At 35.2% G+C, this 25,521-nt stretch carries 17 protein-coding genes and 1 other annotated feature; of the genes, 16 read left to right on the top strand and 1 reads right to left on the bottom strand.

Going from position 1 to position 25,521, the window contains the following annotated elements; translation table 11 throughout:
* Positions 1-11: 11 nt before the first annotated feature.
* The 14 genes from tig to CRO00_RS05955 all read left to right on the top strand — a co-directional run bounded on the left by tig (position 12) and on the right by CRO00_RS05955 (position 20,214).
* Complete coding sequence (gene tig, locus CRO00_RS06020; RefSeq protein ID WP_097072775.1) at positions 12-1,304, top strand: trigger factor; 1,293 nt, start codon at positions 12-14, stop codon at positions 1,302-1,304.
* Between the two features lie 217 nt (positions 1,305-1,521).
* Positions 1,522-2,790 (top strand): ATP-dependent protease ATP-binding subunit ClpX, encoded by a 1,269-nt coding sequence (gene clpX, locus CRO00_RS06015; protein ID WP_097072774.1) that lies wholly within the window; start codon positions 1,522-1,524, stop codon positions 2,788-2,790.
* A gap of 292 nt (positions 2,791-3,082) precedes the next feature.
* Positions 3,083-5,404, top strand: coding sequence for an endopeptidase La (gene lon / locus CRO00_RS06010; RefSeq protein ID WP_097072773.1), 2,322 nt, complete (start codon positions 3,083-3,085; stop codon positions 5,402-5,404).
* Positions 5,404-5,985 carry a ribosome biogenesis GTP-binding protein YihA/YsxC gene (gene yihA / locus CRO00_RS06005; RefSeq protein WP_097072772.1) on the top strand — a complete coding sequence of 194 codons (582 nt, stop codon included), beginning with the start codon at positions 5,404-5,406 and terminating at the stop codon, positions 5,983-5,985. The genes lon and yihA overlap by 1 nt, the downstream gene beginning before the upstream one ends.
* A 204-nt stretch (positions 5,986-6,189) precedes the next feature.
* Positions 6,190-7,851, top strand: a complete 1,662-nt coding sequence (locus CRO00_RS06000; RefSeq protein ID WP_097072771.1) for a hypothetical protein — start codon at positions 6,190-6,192, stop codon at positions 7,849-7,851.
* A gap of 67 nt (positions 7,852-7,918) precedes the next feature.
* On the top strand, positions 7,919-9,382 hold the full coding sequence (locus tag CRO00_RS05995) for an S-layer homology domain-containing protein (RefSeq protein WP_097072770.1): 1,464 nt from the start codon (positions 7,919-7,921) through the stop codon (positions 9,380-9,382).
* 14 nt (positions 9,383-9,396) lie between these two features.
* Positions 9,397-12,279: an S-layer homology domain-containing protein gene (locus CRO00_RS05990; RefSeq protein WP_097072769.1), complete on the top strand. Its 2,883-nt coding sequence runs from the start codon at positions 9,397-9,399 to the stop codon at positions 12,277-12,279.
* 367 nt (positions 12,280-12,646) lie between these two features.
* On the top strand, positions 12,647-14,005 hold the full coding sequence (hemA, locus tag CRO00_RS05985; protein ID WP_097072768.1) for a glutamyl-tRNA reductase: 1,359 nt from the start codon (positions 12,647-12,649) through the stop codon (positions 14,003-14,005).
* A 152-nt stretch (positions 14,006-14,157) separates the two neighbouring features.
* The gene (gene ccsA / locus CRO00_RS05980) at positions 14,158-14,985 is read left to right on the top strand and encodes a cytochrome c biogenesis protein CcsA (RefSeq protein WP_097072767.1); all 828 of its coding nucleotides are present in this window, start codon (positions 14,158-14,160) and stop codon (positions 14,983-14,985) included.
* A 19-nt stretch (positions 14,986-15,004) separates the two neighbouring features.
* Entirely contained in the window at positions 15,005-15,934 is a 930-nt protein-coding gene (gene hemC, locus CRO00_RS05975) for a hydroxymethylbilane synthase (RefSeq protein ID WP_097072766.1), read from the top strand.
* The gene (locus CRO00_RS05970; RefSeq protein ID WP_097072765.1) at positions 15,927-16,688 is read left to right on the top strand and encodes a uroporphyrinogen-III synthase; all 762 of its coding nucleotides are present in this window, start codon (positions 15,927-15,929) and stop codon (positions 16,686-16,688) included. Before hemC ends, CRO00_RS05970 begins: the two co-directional genes overlap by 8 nt.
* A complete protein-coding gene (hemB, locus tag CRO00_RS05965) occupies positions 16,685-17,665 on the top strand; it encodes a porphobilinogen synthase (RefSeq protein ID WP_097072764.1) in 981 nt (326 codons plus the stop codon). Before CRO00_RS05970 ends, hemB begins: the two co-directional genes overlap by 4 nt.
* Before the next feature lies 1 nt (position 17,666).
* Positions 17,667-18,956: a glutamate-1-semialdehyde 2,1-aminomutase gene (hemL, locus tag CRO00_RS05960; protein WP_097072763.1), complete on the top strand. Its 1,290-nt coding sequence runs from the start codon at positions 17,667-17,669 to the stop codon at positions 18,954-18,956.
* A gap of 130 nt (positions 18,957-19,086) precedes the next feature.
* Positions 19,087-20,214, top strand: a complete 1,128-nt coding sequence (locus CRO00_RS05955) for a hypothetical protein (RefSeq protein ID WP_097072762.1) — start codon at positions 19,087-19,089, stop codon at positions 20,212-20,214.
* On the opposite strand, the gene CRO00_RS05950 is transcribed toward CRO00_RS05955, so the two are convergent.
* Entirely contained in the window at positions 20,191-20,400 is a 210-nt protein-coding gene (locus tag CRO00_RS05950; protein WP_097072761.1) for a hypothetical protein, read from the bottom strand. The two genes, CRO00_RS05955 and CRO00_RS05950, sit on opposite strands and share 24 nt — an antisense overlap.
* A 162-nt stretch (positions 20,401-20,562) precedes the next feature.
* Positions 20,563-20,813 (top strand) — a binding site (T-box leader).
* A gap of 197 nt (positions 20,814-21,010) precedes the next feature.
* On the opposite strand from CRO00_RS05950, the gene CRO00_RS05945 reads away from it, so the two are divergent.
* A complete protein-coding gene (locus CRO00_RS05945) occupies positions 21,011-23,662 on the top strand; it encodes a valine--tRNA ligase (RefSeq protein WP_097072760.1) in 2,652 nt (883 codons plus the stop codon).
* A 70-nt stretch (positions 23,663-23,732) separates the two neighbouring features.
* Positions 23,733-25,520 (top strand): hypothetical protein, encoded by a 1,788-nt coding sequence (locus tag CRO00_RS05940; RefSeq protein ID WP_097072759.1) that lies wholly within the window; start codon positions 23,733-23,735, stop codon positions 25,518-25,520.
* The last annotated feature ends 1 nt before the right edge of the window (position 25,521 follow it).

The raw sequence follows: 25,521 nt of genomic DNA, 5'->3' as shown, positions 1-25,521 counted from the left end.
AGGTATTATAAATGTCAGCAAAATGGGAAAAACAAGAAGGTAACATTGGTACTTTAACAATTGAAGTACCAGCTGAAGAAGTAAATAAAGCATTAGATAAAGCTTTTGCTAAAGTTGTAAAAACAATTAACGTACCAGGTTTCCGTAAAGGGAAAATGCCTCGTCCATTATTTGAAAAACGTTTTGGCGTTGAAGCACTTTACCAAGATGCATTAGAAATTTTAGTTCCAGATGCGTACTCAAACGCAATCGACGAAGCTGGTATCACTCCAGTAGATTACCCAGAAATCGATGGAACTGAAAACTTTGCTAAAGGTCAAAACTTCACTTTTACTGCAAAAGTAACTGTTAAACCTGAACCGAAACTTGGTGAGTATAAAGGTTTAGAAGTGAAAAAAGCATCTGTTGAAGTAACTGATGAAGAAGTAGAAGCTCAAATTCAAGAGCAATTAGCTCGTAAAGCAGAATTAGAAATTAAAGAAGATGAAGCAATTGTTGAAGGCGACACTGCTGTAATCGACTTTGAAGGCTTCCAAGATGGAGTAGCATTTGAAGGTGGTAAGGGCGAAGATTATCCACTTGAAATAGGTTCAGGTTCATTTATCCCTGGATTTGAAGAGCAATTAGTAGGTGTTAAAGCTGGAGAATCTAAAGATGTAGTTGTAACATTCCCAGAAGAATACCATGCAGCAGAATTAGCGGGTAAAGAAGCTACTTTCAAAGTAACTGTTAAAGAAGTTAAAACAAAAGTATTACCAGAATTAAACGATGAATTCGCTAAAGAAATCGACCCAGAAGTTGAATCGTTAGAAGCATTACGTACAAAACTTAAAGAGCAAGCTGCAGAACAAAAGAAAGCTGATGCAGAGGCAGCATTACGTGATGAGTTAGTGGAAAAAGCTTCTGAAAATGCAGAAATTGATATTCCAGAATCAATGATCCATAACGAAATTCACCGTATGATCGATGAGTTTGCTCAACGTTTACAAATGCAAGGTATGTCTTTAGATCTTTACTACCAATTCTCTGGCCAAAATGAAGATGCTCTTCATGAACAAATGCGTCCAGAAGCTGAAAACCGCGTACGTGTTTCTTTAACTTTAGAAGCAATCGGTAAAGCAGAAAACATTGAAGTAACAGAAGAAGACGTAAATGCTGAACTAGAAAAAATGGCTGGTCAATTCGGTATGAATAAAGATCAAATCATTACAGCTCTAGGCGGAAACACTGAAATTCTTGAAAATGATATTCGTACACAAAAAACAGTAGAATTTTTAGTTGAAAACGCTAAAATTACTGAATAATCTCTAGTACAATAAAAATACTAGTAGAATTTTGAAATAATGTTACAATAATTTCATGTAAAACAAGGTACGGCGTTTTACCGTGCCTTGTTTTAACATACTAATACATAAAGATAAATTGCTTATAATAATTATATTATGAGCAAACTCGAAACAATCTATTTGATTAAGGCTTAAGAATCTTGTAAGATTGTTGCTTGAATAGGGGTGAAGCAAATTGTTCAAATTTAATGATGAAAAAGGCAATTTAAAGTGCTCTTTCTGTGGAAAACCGCAAGAACAAGTACGTAAATTAGTAGCTGGACCAGGTGTTTACATTTGTGACGAATGTATCGAGCTTTGTTCTGAAATCGTAGTTGAAGAACTTGGAGTTGAAGAAGAAATCGATTTCCAAGATATTCCGAAACCAAAAGAAATATTATCAATTTTAGATGAGTATGTTATTGGACAAGAGCGCGCCAAAAAAGCTTTAGCCGTTGCTGTGTACAATCACTATAAGCGTATTAATTCGAACAGTAAAATAGATGATGTAGAGTTAGCTAAATCAAATATCGTTTTAATTGGGCCAACAGGTAGTGGTAAAACATTACTAGCCCAAACATTAGCACGTATTTTGAATGTGCCATTTGCAATTGCCGATGCGACATCTCTAACAGAAGCTGGTTATGTTGGTGAAGATGTAGAGAACATCTTATTAAAACTAATTCAAGCAGCAGATTATGATATCGAACGTGCTGAAAAAGGGATTATCTACATTGATGAGATTGACAAAGTAGCACGTAAATCAGAAAATCCTTCAATCACTCGTGATGTATCAGGCGAAGGTGTACAACAAGCATTACTTAAAATTCTTGAAGGTACAGTAGCAAGCGTACCTCCACAAGGTGGCCGTAAGCACCCGCACCAAGAATTTTTACAAATCGATACAACGAATATCTTATTTATTGTTGGTGGAGCATTTGATGGCATTGAACAAATTATTAAACGTCGTCAAGGCCGAAAAGTAATCGGTTTCGGTTCAAACCCAGCAAAACAAGAAGATGACAATGTATCATTATTATCTCAATTAATACCTGAAGATTTACTAAAATTCGGTTTAATCCCAGAATTTATTGGCCGTTTACCAGTTTTAGCATCTTTAGAGCAATTAAATGAAGATGCATTAGTTCGAATTTTAACGGAACCTAAAAATGCTTTAGTAAAACAATACCAAAAAATGCTAGAGCTTGATAAAGTGGAGTTAGAATTTGAAGAAGATGCATTAAAAGCGATTGCAAAAGAAGCCATCGAACGAAAAACAGGTGCACGTGGTTTACGTTCAATCATTGAGTCTACGATGTTAGATATGATGTATGAACTACCTTCTCGCGACGATATTGTGAAATGTGTTGTAACAGAAGAAACAATCACTGAAAAAGCGACACCTAAATTAATTCTTTCAGATGGTACTGAATTGAATAAAAAAGGCAAAAAAACTTCAGCATAAATAGCTTAAGTTCAGCGTTGAATAAAACAGTAATGAGCTGACTTCGAACATGCGTTAATCCGCTAGGTCGTAAGTCAGTTTTTTTTCAAATTTCGTCATTACCAAGATTTACATACAAATATTATTTTTTTCTTTACATAATAAATAGTAGTACCATTATTTTTAATTCAATAATATTTACAAAATGAAATTTGCAAAAATTACTATGATTATGTAAGTGAAATGTTTTGTTTTTATCACATACTATAGACGCGGGTTAATACGGAAAATCTGGATGGAGGTGAACGCCCGCATGAGCAATACGAAAACAAATATCCCTTTGTTACCTTTACGTGGCTTATTAGTATACCCTTCAATGGTTTTACATATTGATGTTGGTAGAGCTCGATCTGTCGCTGCATTAGAGCACGCAATGATGAACGAAAATTTAATTTTTTTAGCAACACAAAAGGACTTACGTGTAGAACAACCTAAAAAAGATGAACTATATTCAATCGGTACGTTAGTGAATGTAAAACAAATGCTAAAATTACCGAATGGCACTTTACGAATTTTAGTTGAAGGTATTAGCCGAGCAAAAATTACGAAATATACGGAAGAAAAAGATTTCACAGTAGTAGATTTGGAACTACATGAAGATGAAACAGATAAAGATGTTGAAATTGAAGCTTTAATGCGTACACTAATAAGTTATTTTGAGAAGTATGCAAAGTCTTCAAATAAAATTACAACAGAAACAATTGATTCTGTTGTGGACATTGATGAACCAGGACGTTTAGCCGATATTATCGCTTCCCATTTACCTTTTAAAGTTGCTGAGAAACAAGAAGTATTAAGTATATTTAATATTAAAAAACGTTTAGATCATTTAATTATTCGACTTCATGATGAACAAGAAGTACTAAATCTTGAAAAGAAAATTAACTCCAAAGTGAAGCAAGCAATGGAGCGTACTCAAAAAGAGTATTATTTGCGTGAACAAATGAAAGCGATTCAAGCTGAGCTAGGGGATAGAGAAGGTAAAACTGGCGAAGTTGCTGATTTGCGTAAACGTATTGATGAAGCAGGAATGCCTGAATCAGTTCAAAAGGCAGCGTTGAAAGAGTTAGATCGCTATGAAAAGTTACCAGCAGCAAGTGCTGAAAGTGGTGTAATTCGAAATTATATAGAATGGCTGATTACCATTCCGTGGACAAAATCTACAACAGACCGACTTGATATTCACCATGCGGAGGAAATCTTAAATCGAGATCATGATGGTCTTGAAAAAGTGAAAGAACGTATTTTAGAATATCTATCTGTTCGTCAACTAATGAACTCAGTGCGCGGTCCAATTCTTTGCCTTGTTGGTCCTCCAGGTGTTGGTAAAACTTCATTAGCACGTTCAGTTGCTGAAAGTTTAGATCGTAACTTTGTTCGTGTTTCATTAGGTGGGGTTCGAGATGAATCCGAAATACGTGGTCACCGTCGTACGTATGTAGGAGCTATGCCTGGTCGTATTATTCAAGGAATGAAAAAGGCAGGCACAATTAATCCAGTATTCCTGTTAGATGAGATTGATAAAATGTCGAATGATTTCCGTGGGGATCCATCTGCTGCAATGTTAGAAGTATTAGACCCTGAACAAAACAATTCATTTAGTGATCACTATATCGAAGAACCTTACGACTTATCACAAGTGATGTTTTTAGCAACAGCTAATGATTTAAGCACTATTCCAGGACCGTTACTTGACCGTATGGAAGTTATCACAATTCCGGGTTATACAGAAATTGAAAAAACTTTAATTACAAAAAATCATTTAATTCCTAAGCAGATTGAAGAAAATGGATTAAAGAAATCTCAACTTGTCATTAAAGACGAAGCAATTATCGATTTAATTCGTTATTATACACGTGAAGCTGGGGTACGTAACTTACAACGTCAAATTGCTGCTTTATGTCGTAAAGCTGCAAAAATCATTGTTTCCGGTGAGAAAAAACGAGTTACGGTGAATACAAAAGTATTAGAAGAAATGCTTGGAAAACACCGTTACCATTACGGTCAAGCGGAAACAGAAAACCAAGTGGGTGTTGCAACTGGTTTAGCGTACACGACTGTAGGTGGAGATACATTACAAATTGAAGTGTCATTAACACCAGGTAAAGGAAAACTAATGCTTACAGGTAAACTTGGAGATGTTATGAAAGAATCTGCTCAAACTGCATTGTCATATGTACGTTCACTATCAGACAAATTAGCAATTGATTCTGATTTCTTTGAGCAAAACGATATTCATATTCACGTTCCAGAAGGTGCTGTACCGAAAGATGGTCCTTCAGCAGGGATTACGATGATGACAGCATTAGTGTCAGCAATTTCGAATAAACCAATTAAACGTGAAATTGGTATGACGGGTGAAATTACATTACGCGGAAGAGTGTTACCAATCGGTGGCTTAAAAGAAAAATCTTTAGGAGCTCACCGTGCAGGATTAACAACCATTATTATTCCGAAAGATAATGAAAAGGATATAGATGACATTCCAGAAAGTATTCGCGATCAGCTTACTTTCAAACCGGTGTCATCGGCAGAAGAAGTGCTAAAACTAGCACTTGTTGGAGGTTTTGAATAATGAAAGTCCACAACGTAGAAATGGTCATCAGTGCTGTCAGACCGGAACAATACCCAGAAGATGGGCTGCCTGAGTTTGCTTTAGCGGGAAGATCGAATGTAGGGAAATCATCATTTATTAATAAAATGATTGGTCGGAAATCGATGGCTAGAATTTCATCTAAACCAGGAAAAACACAAACATTGAATTTTTATAAAATTGAAGAACAATTATTTTTTGTGGACGTTCCGGGATATGGCTATGCAAAAGTGTCAAAAAGTGAACGCGAAGCTTGGGGTAAGATGATTGAAAAATATATAACAGCGCGTAAAGAGTTACGTGCTGTTATCCTTATTGTTGATTTGCGACACTCACCAACAAATGATGATATCATGATGTACGATTTCTTAAAGTACTATAATATCCCTAGTATTGTGATTGCAACGAAGGCAGATAAAATTCCAAAAGGTAAACTAGACAAGCATAAAAAAATTGTAAAAGAAACATTACAAATGGATAAAAATGACCCACTTGTTGTCTTTTCATCTGAAACGGGTCATGGCTTTGAGCAGGCTTGGGCTGAAATTGAAAAACGCATGTGATACATTTCTACATAATAAGTTCAAGAAAAGATGGTTTATTAATTCTTGCTTTTTTAGGCAGTTTTAATAAATCATCTTTTTTTGTTATACTTTAAGGGGTGGAAATTTTGGGTGAAATGTGGATTATGGTTAATTTCTTCCGATAATTACTTTAGGTGGATAATCTCTCATTAAATCTACCAAATATAATAGGAGGTTTATCATTTGGCAAAAAAGTCATTATACATACTAGTTGTACTCTTTAGTTTTATAATTGCTTCTTTACCTTATGCACAAAAGGCAGAGGCAGCGACTACATTCAAAGGAACGTTTGTGAATGTAACATATGATGAAACTGAGCTAAAAGACGGAACAGTTGAAAAGAAACTAAGTAAAATTACATTAAAAAATAGTGCAGGAAAAACGACAACTTTAAATATAGACGATCATACCTATTTATACATTAATAACACCGTTACAAAAATTGAAGGCTTCAAGAGAGGTATGAAGGTAGAGGCAAAAGTAAATTTAAGAAAAGTAACAGAACTACGCGGAACTTCAGAAGTTGAAGAGGGAGAAATTGTTCCTAAAAGTAAACAAAAATCAGGAATTGTAACGAAAATTGACCCAAATGGAATGTTCATTGTTGTAAAACTAGACCAAGGCAATGAAACAACTTTTACCGTAAATCGAAATACAGATTTTCGTAAAGGGAAAGATACTGTAGATTTGAGTACGCTTTATGAAGGGGATCGTGTTCACCTAAAATTTTCAACGGCAACAACATCAGTTTTAGCAGAAGTGGAAATCGTCGCAACGGGCATTATTATCGAAAATTTATATAAAGCAGAATTTCAAACTGTGAATGCTTCTGCAAATAAAATGACAGTTAAAAATGCACAACCTTTTGTAAACTGGTTATTTGGCACACGAAATAGTACAAGTCTTAGTACTTTTGAATTTGCTAAAAATGCACCAATTTATGCTGGCAATAAAAAAATAACAAAAAATGAGTTGAAAAACTATCGTACAAGCGATGTGTACTTTGTAACAGTTGAGAAGTTTGGAAAAGAAATTGTACAAAAAATTATGGTATTAGAAAACTATGAACGCACTTATTATGAACCGATGACAGCAGTGAATACAACATCGAAGTTTATACGCTTAAAAGATGCTGGGAAAATTAATTTCCATGAAGGGACAATTCTTGTACGCCACGGCCGTTTAGTAGAACCATCTACTTTAGTAGCATACGGCACTGCCTTTGTCGTAACAGATGGATTGACGAAAACGAACTTTGCTCAAGTTATCAATATTACAAATGATAGCTTCATGGCACCAAATTTAAATACACAGAACTTATATTTTGGACAATTATGGGATGTTGACGGGTACAATTTAGAATTAAGGAATTTGTATAATTTGAAAAACCATATTTGGACTGAAATAAAATCAACAGAATTCGCCTTTAGTAATAGTACACACGCGGAAGAAAACTATGGTGGTTCTACATTAAGAGTTATTCCAAATATGGATCTAGAATGGAAAATTCCAGACTACGGATATTTCTATGTAAAAGACGGTCATATTCAAGCAATTCACTTTATTACTTCAAAAGAGTGGGTTGGAGAAGTGGTTTCTACAGGACGAGTACAAAGTGTAGATACAACCACTGATAATGAGAAAGTCACATTGAAAAATGTTAGTCGCTGGATGAATAAAGCTTGGTCTGAAATGGGCTCGATGCCGAATGTAAGTATTAACAAAGCATTAATTATCCGGGATGGGAAAGTCATTGAACCAAAAGATATTAAAGCAAACGACAGAGCTGTATTGATTACAACAAACACTATCAATGGCCATGTTCTTTTACTGAACGAAGAATAATTTTGAGGGGCATGTGGAGAACAAGACAACCTTCACATGCTCTTTCCATAATGAAGGGAAGTTACAAATGCAAAAAAAAATAACGTTTATGACATTAATCACAATACTGATGCTTTCTATGATAAGTGTTCCTAATTTTGCACAAGCAAAGGCATTAGATGTAAACGGTGGTATACAAAACGAGTATACATATGAAGAACTTGTATTTATTACAGGAAAACCAATAAAATTTTCAGGTAATAGTAAAAACATAAAAATCGACGAAAAAGTTAATGAAAAAAAAGGCGAGCTAACAGAAAGCTATAAATTAACGTTAACAGGTCAAAATGGTGAGAAATTAACACGTAGTTACACGTATGTTTCAAAAGTAACGAATTATGATCAAATCGGGCAAAGTACAGCGAATGGTGAAGTAATTTCCAAAAGTGCAAAGGAAACAATCCAAGTTGGAGATGTAAAGTACGAATTATCAGACTACCAATTTACGAAAGGTACAGTAACTGATAAACGTCCAGCATCTGATTATTACTCAGGAAATGCATTAGCTCGAAAAACATATACAACAAAAGCTGATCCTAAAAAGGGAATAAAAGCCCAAACAATTACGGTTGAAGTGAATAATCAAAACGTTGGTTATGAAAACTTCTGGGGTGGAACAGATACACAAATTACGGAATACCAAATTACATATGATAATGGTTCTGTTGGCTATGTGAAAAATCGATTATCTTCAACAAAATCCCGTGTATTAAATTATGAAGAAAATCCAGCATCTTTAGGTAGCTTTTACGGTGGCTATTCTGTAATTAGCAATGCCAATTCTGTTTCTGAATATACTTACGATCTTCCAAGCTACGGAAAAGGAAAGATGAATCTAAACGCTGAACATACGCCAAGAATTGAAAGATTGATTGTACCAAAATTCCGAGATCTTTCTTCACACTGGGCAAAGGATGAAATCGAAAAGTTATATTCTTTAGGAATTTTAGATGAACAATCGAATTTCTTCTCACCGAATGCGAAAATGCAACGTTATGATTTTGCCATTGCGATTGGAAAAGCAGTAGATTTACGTGTATTAGAAGATAATAAAAGAAATAAAAAGACCCAAACAGCAAGTATCTTTAAAGACGTGAAACGAACTGCCAAAAACTATAATTATCTTGTTTCAGCGGTAGAAAAGGGCATTATTACAGGTACAACAAAAACAACTTTTGATCCAGAAGGGTATTTAACTCGCCAACAAGCAGCAGCAATTCTTATTCGTGCTCTTGGATTAGAAACGAAAGCACCAGACCCAAGTTATAAAACTAGTTATAGAGACGATGCGCAAATTTATGATTATGCTCGAGATGCTGTCTATGTAGTGACGGAATTAGGCTTAATGACAGGGGACACAACAACAGGAAGATTTAATCCGAAAAATCACTTAACTCGTGCTCAAGCAGCAGCGATTATTGTAAGATTCCTAGAATATTTAGAAAACGACCTGCAACAAAATTATCGTGATGACATACTCTTCTTCGACTAAGGGGTGATGGGTAAATGAAAAAACTTTTCGTCTTATTACTATGTGTTGTTCTATCGTGTTCAAGTCTTTTTCCAAGTGTTACAGAAGCAGCACAGGTGAGTGACGTGAAAACAACCGATTCAAAATATAAGGCTATTAAATGGGCAGTAGATAACAAGATTATTTCAACAAACGCGGGGAACAAGTTTTCTCCAAATGCCAATGTTACGGAATACCAATTATTACGTGCCATCGCAAAGCTAGATCCGAACTATTATTCTAGTTCATATTCAGAAGATGAGGTTTACTCCTACTATAGCGATCTAAATGTGCCTTTAAAATGGAATGGTAATGTTACACGCGGCCAATTTGCTAAATTGGTTGCAGCTTTAAATGGGATGGATTTATCAACGGTTGAGGCCGTTCAATATTTATATATGAACGAAATTACAAATGGTACGTCGGGAAAGAAAACATACGATGACTATAAACCGTACAATGACCTTACGCGCGGAGAACTAGCGGTATTTTTACATCGCATAGACAGTAATAACATACTATCTTATGAGGGTTTACAAAAAAGTGCAACAGGGCGAGACGATGACAAAGTAACACTACCACCGAATTTTGCTAGTAGTGGTACGGTGACACTTAAACCGCCATCAAATACAGGTGGAACAGCAACACAACCGCCTAGTAGCGGTAATCCATATACAAACACAGTATCTCAAAGTGAAGCTGTAACGATAAAAAGTGATTCAGTAATTATTGCAAATGGCTATGACTCTTCATTAATTACTATTGAATTGAAGGACAAATACGGAAATGAGATTCCTTATGAAGAAACATTGACGTATAAAGTGACTTCTAAACAGAATACAGATTTAGGAAAAAGTCCGATTAACCAACAAACTGGTTCAACATTCATAGTATCTGATGGTGGAGAACTTAATTTCTATGTTGAAGGGAAAAAAAGTACAACAACTTTAACTGATAAGATTACTTTAGAATTACAGAATAATAGCAATTCCAAATTTGATCATATTAGAAAAATTGAAATCCCAATTACGTATGAACCGAGACCTGAAGTTCGTATTGAATACGAATATTTCGATCCGAATCAAAAGGATTGGGATTGGGGGGATGCGGAAAAAGGACCTGAGCCTATTCAAGTAACACCGCCTAGTGAAAACCTATTTGGAGATTATAAAGTCGTTGGTATAGATAAAAATAAAAAAATATTTATCGGTCGTAACATAAGAACTTTTGAGTTAAAAGAAATTAGCTATAATATAGAAAATAATTTTCAATTAAATACATTTGTACATGTAAATATTAGTGATATATTTCCCCCATACTTAGAAATCCCAGGTTATTTTGAAACTGGTCATACTATAACAATGGAATTGTTTGAAAATACAATAGAGGGATATATTTATTCTGATTTTAATAGTTTGTACGTAAATTACTCGATATTAAGTAATAATAAACCAAATTTTATAGTTTCCCAACAATCTAATTACCTTACCGTTAGGATGGAGAATGTTCTTAAATTAATAGATGTGCTTCCTAATAATATAACAATTAATTCTTATGACAGTGTTAAAGTTGTTAAAGGTATTTATGATAATTTACCAAATTATGAAAAGCTTTTATTAATGAGTGATAAAACATATGCAGATAGAATGCAGAAATTAATTGATGCTAATTTCTTAGTAGATCAATTAAAACAAGAGCAAGAAAAAAATCCTCCTGTAGATCCTAATGCTAAACACTACTCAAAGATTACAATCTCGATGATTGAAAAAGGTGGGAGTACCGCCACATCTTTCTCAGGTGAAGCAGTTGTAGAATTTAATGGAGAAACGCGTACGGTTAAATTTACAAATGGGATAGCCACATTAGAATCAGATTCTAATCTCGCTTATGGGGAATCAGAAGTATCAATTCAGATTTTAAGTTCATCTGTTACTAATAGTAGCGATAAGAATACTTTTGCTAATCTTTTAGATAAACCAATTACTAAAACCGTTTTTACAAATCCTGTTTTTTCTGATAACCGATGTGAACGTGATGTAGAAGTTGGGTTTGTAGTGGATCAATCTGGTTCGATGTTAAAAGTTGATCCTGAAAACTATGTTGGTGCTAAAACGAAACAGCTAATCAAACAATTAAATGAGAACTCAAATGTTGCAGTACGTTTTAATACTTCAGGTACATTAGAAGATAGAGGCGATGCACCAACAGTAACTGATGAAAAACCACCAATATATCAAGATAAAACAATCCAAGGTGGAACAAGCATTGCAAAAGGTTTAGAAAAAACTTATATAAATTTCTCAGGGGATAATCTCCCAAGATATGTAGTATTATTATCGGATGGGAAATCTTCACAAAATCAAATTAACCAAATTATTAAAGATGCAAAAGATAAAAATGTTACTATTCATACTGTGTTAGTAGGAAAACAAAGTAAAAGTAGTATTACATTAATGCAACAAATTTCGGATGGTACTGGTGGACAATTCTTCTATATTGAAGACGTTTTAGACCTACATGGTATTTATCAAAAAATCATTGACGCTATTCTTTGTGGAACGACAGTATCTACAGATGTTTGTCCAATTGATAATGCCTTTGATGAAGCAGTTGTGAAAATACGTTATCCGGATTTGATGATGCATGCAACAACTAACCCGGTTTGTAGAAACGTTGATAAGGTTTCTGTTCGTTTCTCATCTAAGCATGGCCAGTATCAATATGATTTAATTGATCGAGGACAAGGTGTGTTCAGAGCGAATCATCCTGCACAAATGCACCAAACCTATGATTTAATTTTAGATGTTGAATTTTTGGCTTATGATGTAAATGGCAACTTAGTTGGTAAGAAAACTGTACAAGCTGATTACTTAAAGTAAAATCAGAAGGTGACTCAATAAGTCGTTAGAAAAGACTTATATCGAGACACCTTCTTTATTTTTGTATTCTTTAATGAAAGCTAAAATATTTCGAATTATAATGTCACTTTATAGTAAAAATAAATATTAATAGGTAGTTTATTTATGTCGCATCATGTATTACAATATAAATATGTATATGAAATACTACTTTAAATTCGACAACTAAGTGAATTCCATTGAAACTGATTTAAATATTTGTTAGACTTACTTTAGAATAATTCTAATTTAGAAATTCGTTATAACATATTCATATTTAAAGTTTGGTTTATGCATTCTTTGTGTTAGAATAGAATTTATGAAATAGAACGTGTGAGGTGTAAAGTTCATGCATACACTTGTAGTAGGCTTGAATTATAAAACTGCGCCAGTCGAAATTCGAGAAAAATTATCGTTTATTGAGAACGAACTACCGAATGCCATGGCGGCGTTGAAAAAAGAAAAAAGCATATTAGAGGATGTCATTGTATCAACATGTAATCGAACTGAAATATATGCTGTTGTAGATCAATTAAATACAGGTCGTTATTATATTAAGCAATTTTTATCTAAATGGTTTAATATTCCAGTCGATCAATTTGATACACATCTTTATATCCGTGAAGATGACGATTCTCTACATCATTTATTCCGTGTTACAGCGGGTATCGATTCGATGGTATTAGGTGAAACTCAAATACTTGGACAAGTAAAGAAAAGCTTTTTAGAAGCCCAAGAAGTTGGGACAACAGGTACAATTTATAACCAATTATTTAAACAAGCCGTTACTTTTGCAAAACGGGCACATAGTGAAACAACAATCAATGAAAACGCAGTATCCGTTTCCTATGCAGCAGTAGAATTAGCGAAAAAGATCTTTGGTTCTTTAAAACATAAACATGTTGCAATATTGGGCGCTGGAAAAATGGGAGAGCTTGCAATTCAAAACCTATACGGCAGTGGCGTAGGAAAAGTAACTGTTGTGAACCGTACTTTTGAAAAAGCAAAACATCTTGCATCGAAATTTAAAGGTGATGCAAAATCTATGCAGGAATTACAATGCGTATTACTTGAAGCAGATATTCTCATTAGTTCAACAGGTTCAACAGATTACGTAATTGACTTTGAGCTAATGCAATTTGTTGAACGTTTACGCAAAGGAAAACCATTATTTATGGTTGATATTGCCGTTCCACGTGACTTAGATCCACGCATTGGTGATTTACCGAATGTTTTCTTATATGACATTGATGATTTGCAAGGAATTGTAGAAGCAAATTTAGCTGAGCGTGAACAAGCTGCAAGACAAATTACCGATATGATTGGACAAGAAGTAATTCAATTTAAAGATTGGTTTGCTACATTAGGCGTTGTTCCGGTTATTTCTGCATTGCGCAAAAAAGCAAACAAAATTCAGCAAGAAACAATGACTAGTATTGAAAACAAAATGCCAAATTTAACTGAACGTGAACGTAAAATTTTAAACAAACATACGAAATCGATTATTAACCAATTATTAAAGGAACCGATTTTACAAGCTAAGGAATTGGCAAACTCACCAAAAGCAAGCCAACAGCTCCAATTGTTCCAACAAATATTTGGAATTGAAGAAGATGTACAAGTTGAGGTTCAACAACAAAACCAAGATATTGTACAAGCAGTAAGTTCCCAAAATGGGGCAATTTTAAATACAAAATTGTCATATTAGAAGAAAGAATGTGAGGCGTTTTCGTATCTGTATGGTAAACTATAGATACGTAAAACGCTTATTATTTTGGGATTTTACATAATTTTTACTAGTATTTTTAATATTTGGTATTACAGTAGTAAAAGTTGTTAAAGATAAAGAAGGGTTGCTACATGACACAAATAGTGATGGCTAGACTTTATGAAATAATGGTTGTCCTATATGCAATCGGGATTGTTTGTTATTTTGTCGATTTTTTCTATAAACAAGTCAAAGTACGTCGAATAGCCTTTTGGTTTATTTCCGTCGTTTGGATATTACAAACTTCTTTCTTCTTGTTAAACATTTTGGTAACAAGGCGATTTCCAATTCTTTCATTATCTGAGGGAATTTATTTTTATGCGTGGTTATTAGTAACGATTTCCATTATCTTACACTGTATTGTTCGAGTAGATTTACCTGTGTTTTTCATTAATGTTTTAGGGTTTATCTTTGTAACAATTCATTTATTTGCCCCAGATCGGGTAAGACATCCTTTAGTGGAATCGTTAGAATCAGAAATGCTCTTTATTCACATTTCTTTTGCTATTTTATCTTATGCAGCTTTCACCCTGTCCTTTGTTTTTTCTATATTGTATTTAATTTTGTACAATATTTTAAAAAAGAAAAAGTTTTCAAAAATGTGGTCACGATTACCAAACTTACATCAAATGAGTCAATGGATGACGTATTCTATATTAATTGGGATACCCATTATTTTTATCAGCTTACTGTTAGGGTTAGAGTGGGCTTTTTTAAAACTAGAAGGTCTATCCATATTTGATATGAAAATAGTAGGTTCTTTTGTCATTATGATTATTTACTTAATCGTTTTAGTACTACATCGAAGTGGCAAATTAACGGGATTGAATTTTGCATGGGCTCAAATATATACATTTTTACTCGTTGTTATTAATTTCTTCTTAGGAAGCAAACTTTCCAACTTCCACATTTGGTATTAGCAGAAAGGTAGGATTTACATTGCGTAAAATCATCGTAGGATCAAGAAAAAGTAAATTAGCATTAACACAAACAAATTGGTTTATTAACGAACTAAAAAATGCTGGTGCTCCTTTTGAATTTGAAGTAAAAGAGATTGTCACAAAAGGGGACCGTATTTTAGACGTTCAATTATCTAAAGTTGGTGGAAAAGGGTTATTCGTAAAAGAAATCGAACAAGCTCTTTACGATAAAGAAATCGACTTTGCTGTTCACTCTATGAAGGACATGCCTGCAGTACTTCCAGAAGGTTTAGTAATCGGTTGTATTCCACCACGTGAAGATGCTCGCGATGCATTTATCTCGAAAAATCATGTGAAGTTTGTAGACCTACCTAAAGGTGCAATTGTAGGGACAAGCTCTTTAAGACGTAGTGCGCAACTTTTACAAGCAAGACCTGATCTTGAAATTAAATGGATTCGTGGAAACGTTGATACACGTTTAGCAAAATTACAAGATGAAGATTTTGATGCGATTATTTTAGCGGCAGCAGGCTTAAAACGACTTGGTTGGAATGATGATGTTGTGACAGAATATTTAGATGTTGACCTTTGTTTACCAGCTGTAGCTCAAGGGACTTTAGGAATTGAATGCCGTGCTGATGATGAAGAATTATTAGCAGAGCTTGCAAAAATTACAGATCAAACAACTTGGAATGAAGCCCATGCAGAACGTGCATTTTTAGCTGCTATGGATGGAGGATGCCAAGTTCCGATTGCTGGGTACGCTACGACAAATGGGGAAGAACTCACATTAACAGGATTAGTAGCTGCACCTGATGCAACTGTTATTTATAAAGAAACAATTAAAGGAACAAACCCACAAGAAGTAGGGAAAGAGTTAGCGAAGATTTTAACAGAGCAAGGAGCCTTTGATTTAATTCAAAAAGTGAAGGCTGAGGAAAATGCGTAATCTCCCTTTAAGAGGAATTACGGTTGTTGTAACAGGTACTAAAATAACAACAACGATCCTTTCAAAAGTACAATCATTAGGTGGAGAGGCGCATGCTTGTCCACTTATTGATACGAAAGAAATTATTGAACCATATGATTATATTCAACTTCAAATGGCCAGAAACCTTGATTGGCTTATTTTTACTAGTCAAAATGCTGTGAAAGCTTTTTTGAATAAAACAAAGCAAAATAAGATGGAACCAATTGAGTTTAAAGGGAAGATTGCTGCTGTTGGTAAAAAAACCACACAATTACTTGAGCAAAATGGTTTTAATGTAGATTTCATGCCTTCTATATATAGTGCAGATGTTTTTGTAAAAGAATTCCCCGTTATATCAGGTGAGAACCCGCGATGTATGTTCATAAGGGGAAAAAAGGCAAAGGATACACTTAAAAAAGGATTACCTTTTCGTATTAAAGAATGGAATGTGTATGAGACAGTTGAAAACATTGCCATGGTGGAACCACTCATCCATCTAATTCAAACAGTTGAAAAGCCTATCGTTATTTTTGCAAGTCCATCCGCAGTAGATGTTTATGCAAAACACGTTGCACCGATTATCGAGTCGTCGAAAGTAGACCTTGCAGCAATTGGCCATATTACGGAGTCTGCGATACATCACTATGGAATGGACGTTACATATAAACCAAAAACTTATACAATGGAATCTGTTATTGAAGAAATAGTAAAGAAAGAGGATGCGAATTTATGACACAATTAAACTTTAAAAGACATCGCCGTTTACGCTCATCAGCAACAATGCGATCAATGGTAAAAGAAACTTACCTGCACAAAGAAGACTTAATTTACCCTATTTTCGTTATGGATGGGGAAAATATTAAAAACCCTGTAAAATCAATGCCAGGTGTATTCCAATTCTCTTTAGACAAATTAGGTGAAGAAATTGATGAAGTTGTTTCTTTAGGAATTCCTTCCGTTATCTTATTTGGTATTCCTGCCGAAAAAGATGCTGTTGGAACAGGTGCTTTCCACGATCACGGTATTGTACAAGAAGCAACACGATTCATTAAAGAACGTCACCCTGAGTTACTTGTGATTGCTGACACTTGTCTTTGCGAATTTACAGATCATGGCCATTGTGGTGTAGTTGAAGGAGAGAAAATTTTAAACGATCCTTCATTAGATGTTTTAGCGCGTACTGCAGTTTCTCAAGCAAAAGCTGGTGCTGATATTATCGCTCCATCAAATATGATGGATGGTTTCGTTGCAGCAATTCGTGTTGCACTAGATGAAGCAGGCTTTGAAGATGTTCCAATTATGTCATATGCAGTAAAATACGCTTCTGGCTACTATGGACCATTCCGTGAAGCTGCTGAAGGCGCTCCTAAGTTTGGTGACAGAAAAACATACCAAATGGATCCTGCTAACCGTCTAGAGGCATTCCGTGAAGCTGAGTCAGACATTGAAGAAGGAGCAGATTTCTTAATCGTGAAACCAGCTTTATCTTATTTAGATATCATCCGTGATGTTCGTAACAACTATCATTTACCTATCGTTGCTTATAACGTATCTGGTGAGTATGCGATGATTAAAGCTGCTGCACAAAATGGTTGGATTGAAGAAAAACCGGTTGTACTAGAAACTTTACTTGGTATGAAACGTGCAGGTGCAGATTTAATATTAACTTACCATGCAAAAGACGTTGCTCGTTGGTTGGAGGAAAAATAATATGAATCGTTATGACAAGTCCATTCAAGCATTTTCAGAAAGCATTCACTTAATGCCTGGTGGGGTGAATAGCCCTGTTCGTGCATTTAAATCTGTAAACGCAGACCCAATTTTTATGGAATCCGGTTCTGGTGCAATTATTAAAGATATTGACGGAAACGAATACATCGATTATGTATTAAGCTGGGGACCACTTATTTTAGGTCATTCTCATCCCGAAGTTGTAAAAGCCATTCAAGAACAAGTAGCAAAAGGCTCTTCATTTGGTGCACCAACTTTACTGGAAACGAAACTGGCACAAATCATTATTGATCGTGTCCCATCTATTGAAATGGTTCGTTTTGTTTCATCTGGTACAGAAGCAACGATGGCAGCGTTACGACTAGCACGCGGGGTTACTGGTCGAGATATTATTTTAAAATTTGAAGGTTCCTACCATGGTCATGGGGATTCTTTATTAATAAAAGCAGGTTCTGGTGTAGCCACACTTGGTTTACCTGATAGCCCAGGGGTTCCAGCAGATATAGCGAAAAATACAATGACCGTTGCATATAACGATTTAGAAGCTGTTCAAACGGTATTTGAGACATTTGGCGACAAAATCGCGGGTGTTATTGTTGAACCTGTTGCCGGAAATATGGGAGTTGTCCCACCAAAGCCAGGTTTCTTAGAAGGGTTACGTGCAGTTACAGAACAATATGGAGCGTTACTAATCTTTGATGAAGTAATGACAGGTTTCCGTGTTGATTATACTTGTGCTCAAGGATACTTCGGAATCAATCCAGACTTAACTTGCTTAGGTAAAGTTGTAGGTGGAGGCCTTCCTGTAGGTGCTTTTGCTGGTAAACGTGAAATTATGGAACATATCGCACCAGCTGGACCAGTGTATCAAGCAGGAACATTATCAGGAAACCCTCTTGCTATGACAGCTGGTATTGAAACTTTATCTCGTTTAACACCTGAAAGCTATGAATATTTCAAAAAGCTTGGGGATCAATTAGAAGCAGGTATTCGTGAAGCAGCAACGAAGTATAATATTCCTCATACTGTAAATCGTGCAGGTTCAATGATTGGTTTATTCTTAACGAATGAAGAGGTTGTTGATTTTGAAACTGCTAAAACATCAGATTTAACGCTTTTTGCGGAGTACTTTAAATTAATGGCAGAAGAAGGAGTATACTTACCACCATCTCAATTTGAAGGTTTATTCATTTCTACTGCTCATACAGAAGAGCATATTGCAAAAACAGTGGATGCTTTCCATAAAGTATTTGCGAAATTAGCTCGATAATTTAATATGTTAAGGGATCAACTAAAACAGTTGGTCCCTTTTTATTTTACTAAGCAGAACCGGGCGCCTCGTGCTTTTCTTGGTATACTTCAAAGTTTCGCGCATATGGTAGATACGGGAGGGATATCATATGCAAAATATTAATTGGGATATGATGACACAATTTGTTTTTCCAGAACAACTAGGCTTAGTTGAAGAAGTGATTTCGTGCAATATCATACCTCGTTGGCAGCAAATCGAAACAGAAGATTCTATTCAACTACATGGAATCTATCATATTACGGCAGTTGCTCGGTTTAACCCTAATGAAATACCACAATATAGTGAAGGTACGTTAATAGAAGAGTTAGAGTTTGACGGAAATAATGGGTATTTTGAATATGCACTGCCTTTAAATGTGGATTTACCCCGGGAGAAAGTTGCTCCAACTAACAAACCGGAATTAGAAATCGATAATATTCAATTTTTAGTTTATGATGGTTGCAGCTGTACTTTTAAGTGGGAGGTTAATTGCTCTTTTGAAGAACCAGTACAAGGGGCTTTATTTAATTATGAGCCGACAGAAGAGCCTCCAATTATTAATTATCGAACTGAGGAACCACAACAAGAAATAAAGGAAATCCGTTTTGGTCATGATGCCATTTTCCCTGAGGAGCCAAACTTTGGTGATTTCCCCGTACTTAATGTAACAGAGACGAATGAAGATGGACAGACTATAGAAGAAGTAGCTCCAGCAAGAAATGAAGAGTACGCTACACCACAGGAAGTAGTACCAGAAGAAACTTTAGCTCCAGAACAAAATATGGTGCCGCTTGAAGATATAGCTCCCGCACAACAAGTTGAACCAATAGAAGAAATTCCAGTACAACAAGTAACCCCAATACAAAATGTAGCCCCGGCAAGTCAAGAAGTTCCAGTGGATGAAGTGATACCAATACAACCTGTTGACATGCAGGATGATACACCAACCCTTGATAACAAAACTAGTAATACAGCTATCCGAGAAGTCCATTTGGAAACGTGGAATGATAGTAGTAGCAGTGGTTTAGATCTAGCAACAGATGTTGTAGTCAATCAAGGCACAATTATTCAAGATATTGATGAAAAGCAAAGTAATTCACAAATTGAAGAACCACAAAAGAAAGAGAAAATTATTCACTCCAATCAATATTTCCCTACAGATGCAGACGACTTTTATAATGAGCTCAAGGAATCTTACACAATCTTAAATATTTCAAATAAAATCCGTCACGAATAGATAACAAAGACCAGCAAGGATTAATAAAAAAATAATGTCACCTGTCGTTGGGATAATGATCGTTCGTAATGCTTGGAATACAGTAATCGGAATAATGATTTGCTTACAAAAAAATCTAGTTTTCCTTAGCCATGGAGGCAATAAATAGGGGTTATAGCTTCTACCTTTGAAGCTCTTTTTTTTCAATTTGTTCACACACCTTTCGTGATATTCGTTGTAACTTGAAAACAGTTGTTGTAATATTATACAATGTATACAGTACCGATTTGGTTCCCTATTCTATGTGTAGGGAAAGGCAATAAGGTTGAATCCTGTTACCAAGATAGCTTTTTCAAGTGCAATTGAATAGTTGATGCTATGAATAGGAAGAGTAAAATGAATTTTACATGCAATAGAGAGGAAACGGTAGCTGAAAAGTTTCTGCATGTAAACATTTGAAGGTAGCCTAGGAGCAGCTTTTGTGAACGATAGTAGCAAAATGCCGGTATAACCGTTACCCTAATAAGTGCCAAGTTCTCTTAAATAGTTCTTGTTTTATTTAAGTTAATTTGGAATAAAGGTGGTACCGCGAATTTAATACAAACTCCTTCGTCCTTTTTTGACGAAAGGAGTTTTTTTGTTTTTAAAATTGGAGAATATTCTCTGGAGTTAGAACAGTGTCTAGCTCCAGCGCCCAAACCCCTCGTGTCGCTTCAATCCCTTCCTACGTGTGCTAGCACACTTGTCAGGGCTTTCCAGCGCACTTCGGGGCTAAATGAGGGCGCTTTCGCTTTCAATTATAAGGAGGAAAACAATCATGTCAGAACAACAAAACATTTCGATGCCAACGAAATACGATCCACAAAATATTGAAGCTGGTCGTTATGAATGGTGGCTACAAGGCAAGTATTTTGAAGCACAACCTGAAAGTGGAAAACAACCATATTCCATCGTCATTCCACCGCCAAACGTTACAGGAAAATTACACCTAGGTCATGCTTGGGATACAACACTACAAGATATTCTTGTTCGTATGAAACGTATGCAAGGTTATGACGCACTCTGGCTACCTGGTATGGACCACGCTGGTATTGCAACACAAGCAAAAGTTGAAGCAAAACTTCGTGAAGAAGGTGTAACTCGTTATGACCTTGGCCGTGAAAAATTCCTAGAAAAAACTTGGGAATGGAAAGATGAATATGCAGGTCATATTCGTGAACAATGGGCTAAGTTAGGTTTAGGGCTAGACTATACTCGTGAGCGTTTCACTCTTGATGAAGGTTTATCTGACGCAGTAAAAGAAGTTTTCGTAAAATTATACGAAAAAGGTTTAATCTATCGTGGAGAACGTATTATTAACTGGGACCCTGCTGCAAAAACGGCTTTATCTGATATCGAAGTCATCCATAAAGAAGTAGAAGGTGCGTTCTACCATATGGAATATCCATTAGCTGATGGCTCTGGAAAATTACGTGTTGCCACGACACGTCCTGAAACAATGTTAGGTGACTCTGGGGTAGCAGTACACCCTGAAGATGAACGTTATAAACATTTGATTGGAAAAACAGTAATCCTGCCAATCGTAGGTCGCGAAATCCCAATCGTAGCAGATGATTATGTAGATATGGAATTCGGTACAGGTGTGGTAAAAATGACGCCAGCACATGACCCGAACGACTTTGAAGTTGGTAATCGTCACAACTTAGAACGCATCTTAGTTATGAACGAAGATGGGACGATGAATGACTTAGCAGGTAAATATGCTGGAATGGATCGTTTTGAATGCCGTAAACAAATTGTAAAAGACTTACAAGATGCTGGTGTTCTTGTTGAAATTGAACCACATACACATCAAGTAGGACATTCAGAGCGTTCTGGTGCAGTGGTAGAGCCTTATCTTTCAGCACAATGGTTCGTTAAAATGGGACCTTTAGCTGAAGCAGCATTAGATATACAAAAAAATGAAGACGAAAAAGTAAACTTTGTACCAAATCGTTTTGAAAACACGTACAAACGTTGGATGGAAAATATCCATGATTGGTGTATTTCTCGTCAATTATGGTGGGGTCATCAAATTCCGGCTTGGTACCATAACGAAACTGGCGAAATTTATGTTGGTAAAAATGCTCCAGAAGATAGCGAAAACTGGACACAAGATGAAGACGTTCTTGATACTTGGTTCTCATCTGCATTATGGCCATTTTCTACGATGGGCTGGCCTGACACTGCAAACGAAGAATTTAAACGTTACTACCCAACGAACACATTAGTAACAGGTTATGACATCATCTTCTTCTGGGTAAGCCGAATGATTTTCCAAGGTAAAGAATTCACAGGCGTACGTCCATTTAAAGATGTTTTAATCCACGGTTTAGTTCGTGACGGTGAAGGTCGTAAAATGAGTAAATCCCTTGGTAATGGGGTAGACCCAATGGAAGTTATTGCGCAATACGGAGCTGACTCTCTGCGCTACTTCTTAGCAACGGGTTCATCACCAGGGCAAGATTTACGTTATACAACAGAAAAAGTAGAAGCCGTTTGGAACTTTGCCAATAAAATTTGGAATGCATCCCGCTTTGCATTAATGAATATGGAAGGTTTAACATTTGATGAAATCGATTTAACAGGCAATTTAAATGTTGCGGATAAATGGATATTAACTCGTTTAAATGAAACAATCGCACGTGTAACAGACCTTGCAGAACGTTACGAATTTGGTGAAGTTGGTCGTGAATTATATAACTTCATCTGGGACGATTTCTGTTCATGGTACATTGAAATGGCGAAACTTCCTCTATATGGTGAAGATGATCGTGCAAAGAAAACGACGCGTTCAATATTAGCATATGTATTAGATCAAACAATGCGCCTATTACATCCATTCATGCCATTCATTACTGAAGAAATTTGGCAACACCTGCCACACGAAGGCGAGTCGATCACAGTTGCAGCATGGCCAACAGTGAAAGAAGAATTTAATTTTGCCGAGGAAGCTACAAGCATGAAACTACTCATGGACATTATACGTTCAGTGCGTAACATTCGTGCAGAAGTAAATACGCCAATGAGTAAAAAAGTTCCATTATTTATTGCAGCAAAGGACGCAGAAACAGCGAACATTTTAGAAGTGAACCGTGCGTACATTGAAAAATTCTGTAATCCAGAAAATTTAAGTATTGGAGTAAACTTAGAAGCTCCAAGCCAATCAATGTCAGCGGTAGTAACAGGAGCTGAGTTATTTTTACCATTAGCTGGATTAATCAACTTAGATGAAGAGATTGCTCGTCTTGAAAAAGAATTAGAAAAATGGGCAAAAGAAGTGAAGTTAGTATCTGGTAAGCTTTCAAATGAAAGATTCGTTTCAAAAGCACCAGAAGAACTTGTAGCTAAAGAGCGTGAAAAATTAGCGGACTATCAAGAAAAACATGAAGCAGTTGAAAAACGTTTAGCAGAGTTACGAAATATGTAATAAAATTTGAGGAGAAGTAATTAGAAACTCTAATTACTTTTCCTTATTTTCGTATTGGGAGGTGAATCGTTTGATTAAAAGGACAACGATAGAAAATGAAATGAATCAATTATTTGTCTATGAACAAAAGCAAAATTCTTTTACCTTTTCAAAAAGTTCTTATAAAGGTATAAAGGAAATTTTAATCATAGTTAAAGATACCCAAAATAAAGCAAGAGCAAAGTTTTGGGCGAAAAAGCTACATAAAATTTATAATGTGCATGTTTTAGCAGTTACCGTATTTCATTCTCAAAAAATTGAGTCTTATATTAAGAAAAACAACATTTCTTCCGTTATTGTAGTGGATATAGAAGCAATCAATAATGGGATTGTCATTTCTACAGAGAGTGATAGTTTGTTTTCTTTTTTATCACAATCGCTTTCAATCAATAATCAACAGCAATTTAGGTTAAATAAGGAAGATGTAAAAAAATATAGGACAAGCCGTTTCACATCCTTATTTAAAATTGGCGAAATAAAAAGTTTTCATCGTTTTTTTACCTTTTTCACTTCATATATTTACTTTCACTCTAAATTATCCTTAGATTACAAGGAAAGTAAGATATATAGTGTTAGTGAGAAAAGTGTAGGACAGAATATTCCTTATAATCGGGTTGAGCTGCATTCTTCGGTATTAGAACAATTGAATTTACAAGAGAATGATTATGTGATTATCAATAATCCATTGAATAGTAAATTTGCAATTGGGTGTGTTAAAAGCTCAATGAAACCAAAGCATGATGAAATTATTTTGAGTCTATCGATTAAGAATAAATTAGAATTATCTTTACCATCAACAATCGTTTTTCATCCATTAAAGAAAATTGTTAGTTCGAAAATTCAAATTCAAGCGGTAAAAATGATTGCGGATGGAAGTATTACCGTTTCTGATGATATTTTTCAATTGGTAAACGAAATGGGCACATCTCATTTTGAAATTGTGAACCGAGCAACTTCTGCATCAATCGATTTGGAGCGCTCCAAAATTATATTAGATAGTACTTTAGCTGATGGTACAATTAGAATGAGTTACTTGCAGCGGGAATTTTTAAATTTTGAACATCCACCTGATACGTTGCCAACTTATTATTACCAATCATTTCGCAGTACTCCTGGTTTAGAAAAGGAGCAATTGGAGTTTTTAGAAGAGCATTATAAAGATAATAAAGTGCACAAAATTGATACATATGAAGAGAAATTAAAAGTAAAAAACATTCTTCAAAAAGTGGGATACAATCGTGCGGTAATTTATCCACTGCCGGAGAAACGAAGAAAGAAGAAATTAAATCTTATTCAAAAAACGTTTCAGCTCTTCTTAAAGTGGGCAATTCGACCGTCAACGCTAAAATTAAAAGTCATCCGTCCTTACAGTACAGACGAATCGAGTAATATTGTTCGCGTGTCAAAAAGTGTTATGAGTGTATTGGGGATTGCTGAAAATGATTTAATAACATTACATTATCGAGGGCGTTCTATTACGGTCCCCGTCCTTGAGCTCGCTTCAACCCAATTAATTAAAGAAACAAATATCATTACAAATGAGAGTAGCATTAACATTTCCATTGGTATTCCCGCACATTTAAGAGATAAGTTAGGAATTAAACAAATTGGTAAGATTTGTGATGTTGAGAGGGATCTCTTCTTTTTATTTAGAAAAAGTTTACATACTCAATTTTTACCGATACTTGCAACGATTTTCGCAATTACCCAGCTTAAGATTGACTATTGGTGGATTAAAATTGCCATGATGCTAATTATTGTCCCTTTATCTAGTTATCTTACGTTATCAGCAGTGCGTGAAAAAATACCGAAACTTTAGG

The organism is Ureibacillus xyleni (assembly GCF_900217795.1).
GTDB lineage: Bacteria > Bacillota > Bacilli > Bacillales_A > Planococcaceae > Ureibacillus > Ureibacillus xyleni.
This window is presented reverse-complemented; position numbering and strand designations above follow the sequence as displayed.

Bases quoted from the DNA above. Each gene is read 5' to 3' on its own strand.
- tig (WP_097072775.1), top strand. From the start codon at position 12: ATGTCAGCAAAATGGGAAAAACAAGAAGGTAACATTGGTACTTTAACA.
- lon (WP_097072773.1), top strand. From the start codon at position 3,083: ATGAGCAATACGAAAACAAATATCCCTTTGTTACCTTTACGTGGCTTA.
- yihA (WP_097072772.1), top strand. From the start codon at position 5,404: ATGAAAGTCCACAACGTAGAAATGGTCATCAGTGCTGTCAGACCGGAA.
- CRO00_RS05995 (WP_097072770.1), top strand. From the start codon at position 7,919: ATGCAAAAAAAAATAACGTTTATGACATTAATCACAATACTGATGCTT.
- CRO00_RS05990 (WP_097072769.1), top strand. From the start codon at position 9,397: ATGAAAAAACTTTTCGTCTTATTACTATGTGTTGTTCTATCGTGTTCA.
- hemA (WP_097072768.1), top strand. From the start codon at position 12,647: ATGCATACACTTGTAGTAGGCTTGAATTATAAAACTGCGCCAGTCGAA.
- ccsA (WP_097072767.1), top strand. From the start codon at position 14,158: ATGACACAAATAGTGATGGCTAGACTTTATGAAATAATGGTTGTCCTA.
- CRO00_RS05970 (WP_097072765.1), top strand. From the start codon at position 15,927: ATGCGTAATCTCCCTTTAAGAGGAATTACGGTTGTTGTAACAGGTACT.
- hemB (WP_097072764.1), top strand. From the start codon at position 16,685: ATGACACAATTAAACTTTAAAAGACATCGCCGTTTACGCTCATCAGCA.
- hemL (WP_097072763.1), top strand. From the start codon at position 17,667: ATGAATCGTTATGACAAGTCCATTCAAGCATTTTCAGAAAGCATTCAC.
- CRO00_RS05955 (WP_097072762.1), top strand. From the start codon at position 19,087: ATGCAAAATATTAATTGGGATATGATGACACAATTTGTTTTTCCAGAA.
- CRO00_RS05945 (WP_097072760.1), top strand. From the start codon at position 21,011: ATGTCAGAACAACAAAACATTTCGATGCCAACGAAATACGATCCACAA.